A 13,093-nucleotide genomic window follows, 5' to 3' on the forward strand; every position below is an offset into this window, starting at 1 on the left:
TTTTGCATCTTTGTAAGGGAGATAACCCGTACTTTTTTTCTCCTTGCATAATATCAAAACAAAATCGGTACCTCTCTCTATTACTTCGCTTACCTGCCCCTGCTCCAATTTCAACGCCTCATTCAAAAGCTCAGGGTAGGAAACATCCTTTGCCATTTGTTTTTCTTTTGTAAAAGTATACTCAAACACTCCACCTTTCGGATTATACTCCAATGCCACTTTTTCAAAAGGCTCTCCGCTGTCGATTTTCTTTTTGGCCTCTAGAATTCTAATCCTTGCTTTATTCTTCAGGTCATCATTAATGACCCCTTTTTCATCTGCAAAAGTGATATTTATTGCCTGAATCTTTATATTGTCCGGAAGCTTAAACCTTGTCTCCTTGAGTAAACTGTACATTTCCTTAAGCCTATCTTCCGGTATTGAAAGTTCATTTTCCTTTAGATTTTCCTTAAGCTTTGAAACCATATTGTCAAAAGAATACTTGAAATATTCAATTTCCCCATAATTATCGGCCCGTATACTATCTTGTTGTGTTTTAACGCATCTTTTCTCTGCCGGTTTTCATTTTCCAACTCTTTTAAAAACTCTTTATAATCAGTACTCTCAATAATTCCTTTTTCCTTTGCAAGTATTTGTTGAACCTTTACTTCTACAATATCATCCAGTGCCTTCTTTCTTGCCACCTCAACCGGTACTTCACTAATATAGCTGTTGACCCGGAAGCTATCTTTTGCTTCGGCTCCATAATTCTGATTGGAATAATTCAGCACTTCTGTGGTATTACTCTTAAGCTTCATCTTATATTCCCTGACATAGACGGGCTCACCGTTTACCGTGGCAAGTTTTGAAAAATCTCCATATATCAGCCCAGTTTGATATGCAATCAAAGCCGCTAATAGAGCAGATAGAACAAGTATACCTGCCAATAGCAAAATGATATACACCTTAACGACAGGCTTTTTGCTTACACTGGCATTATTTTCCATCATCACCAAACCTTCCTACAATATTATCCTTATGCACCATAGCAAAATTTATTTGTACTTTTATGTATAAATTATATAGTAAATTTCCATGGTTCACAAGTCTAATTCCTGTAATCCAGCTTTTGGCGTGATTGTAGAGCCTTTCGCCAGGTTTTAAAATTTTTTAATTTTGCTCATCAAAACTTTTTTTATATTCTGCAGGACTTAACTTGGTATACTTTCTAAACAGTCTGCTAAAATAGCTTGCTTCCCTGTAGCCAAGCATTTCGCTTACTTCATAAGTTTTATAGTTGCCTTCCCTTAAAAGCTTTTTCGCCCACTCCATTTTTACTTTTGTGACGTATTCCAAAAAGTTGTATCCCGTTTCCTGCTTAAACAGAGAGCAGAAGTAATTTTTACTGATGCTTAAATAATCTGCTATTGTCATAAGAGTTATTTCCTGGTCAATATGACTTAAAACATACTCACATGCCTTCTTTATCAAACTGTTGCTTTGAGCGGGCTTATACTCTTTGACTACGTTTAAAAGCTCGGTAACAAAAGTCATAAAAAACTCTTTTATTTCATCCTTGGATGAGAAATTGGAAAAATCAACATTGTTGAATTTTCCAAAATCATACAGTTTGTTGATAAAATCATACTGCATATCAATAAAATTGGATATATTGAAAACCAACTGACTGGCAGCAAAAGCTATTCTTTTCAGATTATCCCCCGTCCCTATAGCAATGTCGTCAAATATGTTCTCTGCAAGCTTTAAAGCACTGTCATCTCCCGCCATTATATACTCTACGAGCATTTTTTCCCTTTCGGCAGGTACAGGAGGTTTTGCTTTTCGTTGTAGTCGGTCTTTATATGAATGACTCTGTTACCGCCCAAAATGTACTTGTGGCGAAGAGCTGCTTTTGCCCCCATATAACTTAGGCTAACATCCCTAAGGCTCGCATATGCTCCGCCAATGCCGATGGTTGCCCGCATATTGGCATCTTGTTTTATTTCCTTCAATACCCTTTCAAAAAAGTCCGCGGTCATGTCTTCAAAGTCCTGAAGCTCTTTTTGAAAAACCGGCTGGAGGATAACACCAATCAAGCCTATATCCATTTCCACCATATTGCATTTTAACTCAGGAAATTCTGCTAAAATATCCGAGATTATTTTTCCGACTTCCTTAATCAAACTGTCAAATCTTCCGCTTTTAATAAGTTCTCTGGAATCGGCGTCAAAGTTGCCGACTTCTATGATACCCACTTGTACCATACCTCTATGAAGGCTGATATTGTATTCATTTTCAATATAATCCAGCTCTTGAAAAGGAAATTCTTTACCCCTCAGCAAATCCTGCAAAATTTTTTCTCTTGAAAGGGAAAGATTAATCTCCAGCCTTTTCTTGAGATTTCTATTTTTTTCTTCCTCAATTTTTATATTCATAAGTTCTTCGTGTGCCTTTTTCAGGACATCGACCACTTTATCTTTGTCCATTGGCTTTAATATGTAATCATATGCCCCCAAAAGCATACCTCGCTTAACATGAGCCATATTGTCCGCATCACTTAAAAGAACAATCATGGAAGATAAGTTGTATTCCTTTATTGAATTAAGCAACTCTATACCGCTCATTTTAGGTATATCTATATCAGAAATTATAAGATCCAGCTTGTTATACTGATTTAACTTATTCAACGCATCAATTCCGTCTTTAGCCGAGCAAACGAGATCAAAACCCAGCTTTCCCCATTCTATTTCAACTTCAAACCATTCTCGTGTTTTTGGATCATCGTCGACAATCATAACGCCAAACAAGACCAAATCCTCCTTTGTAAAAACCATAGCTTAGAACAGCATATCACTAATATCACTAAGTCAAATATTATCCGTCTTAAATACTTTTACAAATAATCGATAATCGAAAACACCTGTTACAAGAAATGTGATTTGTACAACACCATAAGACTAAATTCCTAATATGAACCAATCTTAAGTTAATATTAATACTATAAGGTCAGCTTGTCAAATGTTTTGTTCGGGCATTTAATGCAATTAACTCAATTTGTCTTCAATAATAAGTTTTTTTGTTTGAGGCAATTAATCCGGATATTTTGTGTTGTGTTTTACGCAAAAAGAGGCCCTTAAGCCTCCTTTTATCCTTTATTGCAGCTTTACTTTGTCTGGCAATGCCAATTAATTATATTAATCTCACTATTTTTTAGTTGAAGATTTTTTAGTTTTGCCGGAAGTGGTCTTTTTCGCCGATGCCGACTTTGTTGAAGTACTTTTCTTCGATGCCGCAGACTTTGTCTCACTTGACTTTGTTGACTTAGTGCTTGCCTTCTTTTCGGTTTTTTCTTCATTGCCAACTACCTTTGCAGGCTTTGCTTTTTTGGAAACTTTGAAGGAATAATTCGCCCAGGAATTGTTGTCCCAATTGTCTCCATTGTCCTTAAATGCTATGTTAAGGTCGTCGGCGTGATCAATTCTGATAGTGGCTTTGAAGACATCGTTTTCCCTCTCCATAGGTATAAACGTCTTGTCTTCCCAGTTTTCTCCGTATCCGATATGTGCAAATACAGCCTCTGCTCCGCTCTGTGCCAAAAGCCCTTTGTAATAAAGAGTTACCTCATCTCCAACACCTATTGTGGTCTTGGAAATCTCAACGCCATTATCTGCGTACACCTGCTTTGTCCTAGCCATATAATTCACCTCTTCGTTTAGATTTTAGTAATTTTATGTTTCCCCTAAAATTTTATCGTCTGCATAGTCTTCATCTATGTTATTATGAAACTTACTTTTATATTTTATGGCAAAATTGCAACTTACATTTTTATATTCGGCTTTTTTCTAAAATACTTTAGTATTTTACAGTATATTACTCAAATTATTACCCTTTGCATCGAAAAGAACTGCAAATTAACAGGCAATGCGCAGATCTCCAATCTTTATTTATTTTTACAATTTTAAGTTTATTTTATTAAAAAAAGCTTTGCACGTCAACCAATTCAAGCAAAATAAAAACACACTGCCCCCAATTATTAATATATGTATATTGCTTATGTTTAATTCATTATTTTTATTTTAAATAAATCAATTTTTCAAGCGTTGGATTTATTCCCAGCATTTCCTTCAATTTTTTATATTCCGCAAGCGCCTGCTGTCGGGAGCCTGAGTCTTAATTGCCCTCAGCATAAGATTTTTCGGCGTCTCTGTCGGCGATATGTACTCCACAATGGAAACTTTATAGCCCAAAGCCTCCAAAATCAGTGCCCTTATCCCGTCGGTAATAACATCTGCCATTCTTGCCTTTAAAATGCCGTGTTTTATTATCTGCTCAAAAGGCGGATATGAATACTGTTTTAAAATTTCTTGCTGACAGCACGGCACCATGACCATGGATTTTACATTATTGTTTACAGCCAGAGCTATGGCTTCATCCGTTGCCGTATTGCAGGCATGTAGGCTGATAACCATATGTATCTTTTCCGATGCCTGATAATTTCTTATATCCGTCACTCTAAACTCCATATTTCGATAGCCGAGATTTTGGGCAATCCTTTTGGATGCTTCAATCACCGTATTTGAGTAGTCCAACCCTATGAAACGGCAGGACTTTTTCAATACTTCCCTTATGTAATAGTTCAATACAAAAGTGAGATAGGATTTGCCGCATCCGCAGTCCAAAATGGTCAGCGATTCATTCTCTTCGAAAGACTCCCTCAGCATATCATCGATGAGCTCTACAAAGTGATCTATCTGGTTGTACTTTCTTATCATGTCATTCTTTATTTTTCCGTTGCTGCTCAATATTCCGATTTCCCGTAGGAGCTCGTAGGCCTGTCCCACTTTGATATAATAGTCCCGGTTTGAAATCTTGGGAGCTTCATTATGGATCTTTATTGCCTCTTTCTGTTCCTTTGCATCCTGGGTCTTCATCCTGACGTTTTTGTCGTCGGCCTCGATAATGATTTTTGTACCTCTCTCTTCATAGTTAATGACGACACTGTCGTAGTTTTGCGCAATCTTTACTATCCTTGCCGAAAGCCAATTTGATTCCAGTGTCTCGGTATTTCCGTTAAAATTCATTTTCAGTTTGGCGTCATCCTGCCAGACTTTTGCAGGAAATTCCCTGGTTCCGGACTTGTAGATTGCAGTTATGCTTTTGAAAAACTCCCAGTTATCAATGAGTCTCTGCTCTATACCGGTTAAAAACAAAGACAGTTTATTTAAACTTTGCCTATTCATCCTTTCATACCACCTAAAAATAGATTCTTCAGTTTGCTGTTTGAACTGCTTTGATAAGCTTGGCTTCTTCTTCAGTAAGCTCCCTCACTTCGCCGGTTTTGAGGTTGTCATCCAGCTTTAGTTTTCCCATCTCAATTCTTTTTAAATACTTTACCTTTTTCCCAACAGCCTCAAACATCCTCTTAATTTGGTGAAATTTACCTTCATAAATCACTACTTCCACCTCAGAGTAATTACCCGGCTTCAGTATAAAAAGTTCGGAAGGAAGAGTCTTATACCCATCGTCCAACACAACACCCTCTTTAAAGGCATGCGCATCTTTTTCCGTAACATTTCCCTCAATGAGAGCATAGTACCTTTTGGGTACATGCTTTTTGGGCGAAAGCAGTTCGTGGGCCAGCTGCCCGTCATTGGTCAATAGAAGAAGTCCCTCGGTGTCAATATCCAGTCTTCCCACCGGAAATAGGTGAAAGCATTTGTATTCGTCCGGCAGAATATCAATTACCGTCCTTAGCCTGTTGTCATAAGTTGCGGATATGACTCCCTGCGGCTTATTCATCATTATATAAATAAACTCCCGGTACCTAAGTATTTCTCCGGCCACTTCTATAACACTTTCTTTTGGATTGACATGAATTGAGCTGTCTTTTATTACAACTCCGTCAACTTTTACCGCTCCATTTTTTACCAGTTGCTTTATTTCCTTTCTGCTGCCAAATCCGAAATTTGACAGTATCTTGTCCACCCTCTGTGTATCTTTCAATGCTCCACCTACTCCCGTTTAATACATGATTTTAGATGATCACAACATTGACTATATTGTTATTGCATTTTTCTCCATCCCTTCGGATACAGGTTCTTTAGCATATCCCGGTCTGCTTTGCCCAGCCTAGCGTGTATCCGTCAACCAAAACCCCGGTATATCCCGGGTCTCCTTCAAGCATCAGGGTCTCGCCCTTTAGGTATTTTGACACATCAATAGAATCTGCACCGAAGTTTACTGTATTCTTAATATCTTCCTTTTTTAACGAAAGCGCAAAAGAATGGGATGGCTCAAACCTCCCCTTTAATATTTCTCCCAAGTACCAGCCGAATTTCGCAACTTTAATACCGGAAAGATCCGGGGGTTCTTCAGGAAGACAGTATAAATTGTTCCCCTTAACGGCGAAAAAACCCTCTATATTTATGTTTAAATTTTCCTCAACAAATTTATAAAACGGCTCCATAAGCTTGTTGACATTGGAGTCCTTATTTTTTACATGCCCTTTTTCATTTGTGCTTCTGTCACCCTTTTTCCTAAGAAGAGCAACAAAGTGTCCCTCTCCTTTTACCTTGTGAGGCCAGACTCTGGCGGTTTTCAAAAGTTCTTTGTTGTTGTCCCACCATTCGGGACGGCCATTATCTATACCATATGCTTTAGGTATTTCCAATACATCATAGTTTTTATGCTTGTCTAGAAATTCGGAAATCATTCCTTCGTTTTCCTCGGGAGAAAAAGTACATGTAGAATAAACTAAATATCCTCCCGGCTTCAACATCTCATCCACGCTGTCGAGAATTTCCCGCTGCATGGAACAGCATTTGTCGCATTTGAATTTACCCCAGCTCTTTGCCGCATCTTCATCTTTTCTAAACATTCCTTCTCCTGAGCACGGAGCATCAACAAGTATCCTATCGAAAAATCCGCAAAACTTTTTTGCCAGCTTGTCCGGACTCTCATTGGTTACTATGGCATTGGTTATACCGCAAAGCTCAATGTTTTTCACCAGAGCTTTTACCCTATCCGAGTTTATGTCATTGGCCACAAGAAGTCCTTTTCCCTTCATGCCTGCTGCCATTTGCACCGTTTTTCCCCCGGGAGCGGCACAAAGGTCCAGTACATAATCCCCGGCTCTGCATTCATGACTGCTCCCGGAAGCATAGCGCTGGCTCTTGAATATAGTAAAGTCCGGCGTGATAATACGGATGCTTTCCGGGATTATCGCCTTCACGATAGTAAAAACCGTCTTTTGTCCACGGTATGGGCTCAAGCTCAAAGGGTGAAAGCTTTTTAAACTCCTCCACTCCCACTTTAAGCGTATTTACTCGAAGCCCGTAAAACCTCGGCATATCATAGGATTTTAAGAATTCCTCATATTCTTCGGCACCAAAAAGTCCTTCCATTTTTCTTAGAAATTCTTCAGGAAGCTTCATTTCACAACTCCTTTTTACAAGGTTCAGGCTTGACAAATCCACACCCTAAAATGTGAACTCATCAAGCCTGACCTCATCTTTTTAACCCTTAAATACACGTTTAAACATAATACTGGCGTTTCTTACGTGTTCTTTTGTCACTTTTTCCGCCCTATCGGCGTCTCCCGATACTACTGCTTCGTATATTGCCTTATGTTCCTCCAGAACCTTTTTGGCTCTGCCCGGAGACCCGAAAGATGCATTTCTGGCTCTTTGAACGTGGTGGTGGAACGTGCTTAATATATGAATTAGAGGTTTGCTCTTGCTGGCCCTAAACAGAATATCGTGAAACCTTGAATCAAGCTTCAGCAAATGCTCGGTATCATTCTTAATCGTATAAAATTCTTCCAGGTCCAATGCCTCTTTAAGCTCCGCCGCTTCCTCCGGGGTTATATTTTCCGCCGCCCACCTTGAAGCAAGCCCTTCTATCATCATCCTTATAACATATATTTCTTCAATATCTTTAGCAGATATTCCTGTTACAATCACACCCTTGTTGGGGATAGAGCGAACAAGTTCTACCAATTCAAGCTGTCTTATTGCTTCTCTCACAGGAGTCCTACTTACTCCAAGCTCATCGCAAAGCTTTTTTTCGGTAAGACTGTCCCCCGGTTGATAAACTCCGTTCAATATATCATTTTGAATATGATAAAATACCTTTTCCCTTAGTGAACGCGAATAGCTTTCACCTTCATCGTGTTCAATTCTTGCCACTTTTGCTCTCCCCCTTTGCAGAGCGCAGTTTCTTCATAAAACCTTATTCTTACTGATTTTGCTGTCTGGTATAATTTAAAAGACCGCCAGCAAGAATCATTTCCACCTGTCTTTGAGACAATGAAACATTTACTTTAATATCTTTTCCTTTAGTTATATTTTTCACTACAATACTGCTGCCGTTTTTAATCTGCTCTTTCGCATTCTCAATCACAAGCTCGTCATTCATGTCTATATCATCATAGTCGGCCTCATTTTCAAAGGTCATAGGTATAATTCCCGAGTTAATGAGGTTCGCCATGTGAATTCTCGCAAAGGATTTTGCTATAACTCCTTTTATTCCCAATTGAAGGGGAGCCAATGCAGCATGCTCACGGCTTGAGCCCTGTCCGTAGTTTGAACCGCCGATAATAAATCCTCCGCCGTTTTCCTTTGCTCTCTTCGGGAAATCCGGATCACAAGGTGTAAGGCAGAATTCTGCAAGGTACGGTACATTTGACCTGAAAGGCAAAAGCTTTGCATTTGAAGGCATAATATGGTCTGTTGTGATATTGTCCTCAACTTTTATCAAAGCTTTGCCCGATACTTTATCTTCCAATGCCTTGTTCACAGGGAAAGGCTTAATGTTAGGTCCTCTTACCACTTCAACATCTGCTCCTTCAGGTGCAGGTGCCAAAACCATACTGTCATCAATAACAAACTTTTCGGGCATGTCGATTTTCGGTGCTTCGCCCAATTCTCTAGGATCAGTTAAAACTCCGGTTATTGCGCTTGCTGCAGCTATCTCAGGGCTTACCAAATAAACTTTGGCAGACTTTGTACCGCTTCTTCCTTCAAAGTTTCTGTTAAAGGTTCTCAAAGAAACGGCATCGGTTGCCGGTGCCTGTCCCATTCCTATACACGGTCCGCAAGCACTCTCCAATATTCTTGCTCCTGCCGAAACCATGTCGGCCAATGCACCATTTTGAGCAAGCATTGTAAGCACCTGTTTGGAGCCCGGTGCAATAACAAGGCTGACATCAGGGTGAACTTTCTTTCCTTTAAGTATTGCTGCCACCTTCATCATATCCATGTATGAAGAGTTGGTACAGCTTCCGATTGCCACCTGATCAACTTTTATCTTTCCTATATCCTTAACCTTTGCAACATTATCCGGGCTGTGGGGCTGTGCTGCAAGAGGTTCAAGCTCGTCAAGATCAATAACAATCTCTTCGTCATATTGAGCATCTTCATCGGGCTTTAACTCAACCCAGTCATTTTCTCTTCCCTGAGCTTTTAAGAATTCCTTTGTAACCTCGTCACTTGGGAAAATCGAAGTGGTTGCACCAAGCTCCGCTCCCATATTGGTAATAGTAGCTCTTTCAGGAACAGTAAGGCTCTTTATACCGTCTCCGGCATACTCGATAATCTTGCCCACTCCTCCTTTTACCGAAAGTCTTCTTAATACCTCAAGAATTATATCCTTGGCAGTAACCCATGGTTTTAAAGCTCCCTTTAAAACGACTCTGCACACTTTCGGCATCATCATGTAGTATGGGCCTCCGCCCATTGCCACTGCCACGTCAAGACCGCCTGCTCCTATAGCAAGCATACCTATTCCTCCACCGGTAGGAGTATGGCTGTCGGAACCTAAAAGAGTCATTCCCGGCACACCGAATCTCTCTAAGTGCACCTGGTGGCATATTCCGTTACCCGGTCTTGAGAAATATACTCCGTGTTTTGAAGCAACTGTCTGAATGTATTTATGGTCATCGGCATTTTCAAAACCTGCCTGCAATGTGTTGTGGTCAATATATGCAACAGACTTTTTGGTCTTTACCCTCGGAATTCCCATAGCCTCAAACTGCAGATATGCCATTGTTCCGGTAGAGTCTTGGGTCAAAGTCTGGTCTATCCTTATAGATATCTCACTTCCGGGCTTCATCTCCCCGCTTATCAAATGTTCTTTTATTATTTTCTGTGCTAAATTCAAACCCACTCACAATTCCCCCTCATTATTTTTGTATTTTAAAGTGCCAGATCAAATATTTCCGGCGCAAATTTTCTTATGACTTCTTCAAGCTCATTGTCGCCTATGGCGGTTACACGTCCGGTTTTATACTGTTCGTCCACCCACTCTTTAATTTTTACTACTCTTTCATCCTTTTTGTCAATTCTTTTGGCGCCTTCAAGTCCAAAATGGCTGTTTATCCAATGGGCAATTCCTGCAAGACCGGAAGTCTGGTTTATTGCAACGCCCACAGGTCTGTTTAAGAGTTTTGCCGTATCAAATATATTGTATATCTCCTCATTTTTCAAGAGGCCGTCGGCATGTATTCCCGCCTGGGTAACGTTGAAGTGTCTTCCCACAAAAGGAGTCCTCGGAGGTATTTGATAACCCAGCTCTTTTTCATAATATTCCGCAATTTCGGTTATTACAGTTGTATCCATGCCGTCTGTAGTTCCCCGAAGCTGTGCATACTCGATAACCATTGCTTCAAGAGGCGTATTTCCTGTCCTCTCACCTATACCGAGAAGCGAGCAGTTTACGGAAGAAGCACCGTACAGCCATGCAGTCGCCGAATTGCATACAGCCTTGTAGAAGTCATTATGACCATGCCATTCTATAAGTTCGCTTGGGAAGCCTGCATGGTGCCTGAGTCCGTAAATTATTCCCGGAACACTTCTCGGCAGTGCGGCACCCGGATATGAAACTCCATAACCCAGTGTATCGCAGGCTCGAATCTTAATCGGCACTTTGCTTTCTTCCATAAGCTTTTTAAGCTCTAAAGCAAAAGGCACAACAAAGCCGTAGAAATCCGCTCTCGTAATGTCTTCAAAGTGACATCTAGGCCTTATTCCTACTTCTATAGCGCTCTTTATTATGCTCATATAGTGCTCTAAGGCTTGTTTTCTTGTCATGTTGAGCTTTTTAAATATATGATAGTCGGAGCAGCTTACAAGAATACCGCTCTCCTTCATTCCCATATCCTTTGCCAATTGGAAATCGTTCTTTGTAGCCCTTATCCAGCTTGTAACCTCAGGATACTCATATCCTCTCTCCATACATTTATAAACAGCTTCTTTATCTCTGTCACTGTATAGGAAAAACTCACACTGTCTGATGATACCCTTAGGTCCGCCCAGCTTGTGCAAAAGATCAAAGAGATGTAAAATCTGGTCCACGGTATAAGGTGCCCTTGATTGCTGCCCGTCCCTGAATGTGGTATCCGTTATCCATATCTCGTCCGCAGGAAACATGGGTACCTTTCTATGATTGAATGCACACTTGGGTATTTCATCATAATTGAAAATATCCCTATACAGGTTTGGCTCCGAAACATCTTGGAGCGAATATTTATATTGAACCTGCACTAATGTATTGGTTTTTTTGCTAAACTCTATCATTGTTTACCCCCTTAACCCAAATTTATTACATAATTTTATGTAGATAATTTTATGTAGATCATATTAATGCAACCTTTATTGCATCTTTACACGTTTGTATTTTAGTATAATTGTATACAATCCGACAATTCATGTCAATGTAAAATTTCCCGCAAAAGTTATAATTTTAACAATATAATTATAGTACAAATAAATTTTTTAGAGAAGGATTTTTATAATCAATATCGAAATAATATATTATGCATGTCTAAACCTATTTCAATTCTCGTATTCTATGCTGGAGGGAACGTTATGAAAAAATCCAATTTTCTTGGCAATAAGTTGTTGATTCCCCTGATTCTGTTAGCCCTAGTTGTCGGATTAAGTGTAATATCGGGGCTATGGCTGGGCAAATGGCAAGTCTTTTTCGCAGTCTTCATAACAAACATTATTGTTCTTTTTGTAATGTACATAAACACCTCTTTCCTATCCAAAAAAGTGGTCAAGGAATTTGAGAAGGAAATAAAAAGCATCAGAGAGGGCAATTTTTCAAAAACCATCGACCCTGAAAAACTTGCAATGCTGCGTCCCTCTGTAGTGGTTGTCAATGAACTGCTGGCGGATATAAAGTCACTGATTGTGGACTTCCATAATTTGTCCAAATCTATAATCGAAGCCACAAAGTCAGTCAGCACAACTGCCCAGCAAGCTTCAACGGCCATGGATGAGATATCAAAAACCATGGACGATATAGCAAACGGTGCATCCGACCAAGCCGAGCAGGCTCAGCAAGGTGTGGAAATGGTAGACAAGCTCTCGGAACAGATAAACTTCGTGTATGAAAGCTACAACCAAATCACCGAAGAGACCAGCAAGATAAATGAGCTCAACAATATCGGTCTGGATTCGGTAAGCATACTCCGCGATAAATCAAAGGAAAACTATGATACGGCAGAAAAGATATTCTCAGTGGTTGAAAAGCTGACAAATACAATTAAAGATATTGGACTGTTTGTAGAGTCCATCGAAAATATCGCCGAGCAAACAAACCTCTTGGCGCTAAATGCCGCTATAGAAGCTGCCAGAGCCGGTGAAGCCGGAAAAGGATTCGCAGTTGTTGCAGAAGAAGTAAGAAAGCTTGCGGATCAGAGCAGAAAATCAACCGAAGAAATAAACCTTTTGATGCAGAGTATCCACGAAGAATCACAGCTTGCGATTGAATCCATGGAAATAATGAGAAAAGTTTCCCATGAACAAAACGGAGCGGTTAACAAAACCGACAATGCTTTTAACAACATAGCCAATGCCATAACCTATATAGTATCCAAGATAAATGAAGTAAACCAAGCTATAACCAAAATGCAAACGGATAAAACTCAAGTTACCGCTGCCATAGAAAACATTTCTTCCGTATCGGAGGAAACCGCTGCTGCAAGCCAACAGATAGCCGCTACCACAGAGCACGAATTAAGATGCATTGAGGAAATCAAAGAATCGGCTAAAAATCTTGAACAGCTTGTCGAGGAACTTGAAAGTAAATTTAAAAAATACACTTTAATTTG

General features: G+C 39.8%; 10 protein-coding genes and 2 pseudogenes. 1 reads left to right on the forward strand and 11 read right to left on the reverse strand.

All coding sequences use genetic code 11. The features are described from left to right. The 11 genes and pseudogenes from JCM21531_RS22930 to JCM21531_RS15745 form a co-directional block, all read right to left on the reverse strand. Positions 1-465 (reverse strand): peptidylprolyl isomerase (locus JCM21531_RS22930; protein ID WP_243467822.1); only part of this gene is annotated, 465 nt, incomplete at its 3' end. Continuing rightward, positions 438-989, reverse strand: coding sequence for a hypothetical protein (locus JCM21531_RS22935; protein WP_243467823.1), 552 nt, complete (start codon positions 987-989; stop codon positions 438-440). The genes JCM21531_RS22935 and JCM21531_RS22930, both read right to left, overlap by 28 nt. 160 nt (positions 990-1,149) lie before the next feature. Next, the gene (locus tag JCM21531_RS22940; RefSeq protein WP_243467824.1) at positions 1,150-1,767 is read right to left on the reverse strand and encodes a helix-turn-helix domain-containing protein; all 618 of its coding nucleotides are present in this window, start codon (positions 1,765-1,767) and stop codon (positions 1,150-1,152) included. A gap of 8 nt (positions 1,768-1,775) precedes the next feature. Then, positions 1,776-2,786, reverse strand: a complete 1,011-nt coding sequence (locus JCM21531_RS22945; RefSeq protein ID WP_243467825.1) for a response regulator — start codon at positions 2,784-2,786, stop codon at positions 1,776-1,778. 396 nt (positions 2,787-3,182) lie between these two features. Then, the gene (locus JCM21531_RS15715; RefSeq protein WP_038291250.1) at positions 3,183-3,674 is read right to left on the reverse strand and encodes a carbohydrate-binding protein; all 492 of its coding nucleotides are present in this window, start codon (positions 3,672-3,674) and stop codon (positions 3,183-3,185) included. A 376-nt stretch (positions 3,675-4,050) separates the two neighbouring features. Further along, positions 4,051-5,219, reverse strand: a pseudogene (locus tag JCM21531_RS15720) (class I SAM-dependent methyltransferase). Between the two features lie 28 nt (positions 5,220-5,247). Further along, the gene (locus JCM21531_RS15725) at positions 5,248-5,982 is read right to left on the reverse strand and encodes a pseudouridine synthase (RefSeq protein WP_038291252.1); all 735 of its coding nucleotides are present in this window, start codon (positions 5,980-5,982) and stop codon (positions 5,248-5,250) included. A gap of 59 nt (positions 5,983-6,041) precedes the next feature. Continuing rightward, a pseudogene (locus JCM21531_RS15730) lies at positions 6,042-7,412 on the reverse strand (RsmF rRNA methyltransferase first C-terminal domain-containing protein). 81 nt (positions 7,413-7,493) lie between these two features. Then, on the reverse strand, positions 7,494-8,165 hold the full coding sequence (locus tag JCM21531_RS15735; RefSeq protein WP_038291257.1) for a GntR family transcriptional regulator: 672 nt from the start codon (positions 8,163-8,165) through the stop codon (positions 7,494-7,496). Positions 8,166-8,214: 49 nt separating this feature from the next. Next, positions 8,215-10,143: an aconitate hydratase gene (locus JCM21531_RS15740; RefSeq protein WP_038291258.1), complete on the reverse strand. Its 1,929-nt coding sequence runs from the start codon at positions 10,141-10,143 to the stop codon at positions 8,215-8,217. Between the two features lie 29 nt (positions 10,144-10,172). After that, the gene (locus JCM21531_RS15745; protein WP_038291259.1) at positions 10,173-11,552 is read right to left on the reverse strand and encodes a hydroxymethylglutaryl-CoA lyase-like TIM-barrel protein; all 1,380 of its coding nucleotides are present in this window, start codon (positions 11,550-11,552) and stop codon (positions 10,173-10,175) included. Between the two features lie 291 nt (positions 11,553-11,843). Between JCM21531_RS15745 and JCM21531_RS15750 the strand changes: the two genes are divergently transcribed. After that, on the forward strand, positions 11,844-13,093 hold a 1,250-nt coding region (locus tag JCM21531_RS15750; protein ID WP_038291260.1), incomplete at its 3' end, for a methyl-accepting chemotaxis protein.

Source organism: Acetivibrio straminisolvens JCM 21531 (assembly GCF_000521465.1).
GTDB lineage: Bacteria > Bacillota > Clostridia > Acetivibrionales > Acetivibrionaceae > Hungateiclostridium > Hungateiclostridium straminisolvens.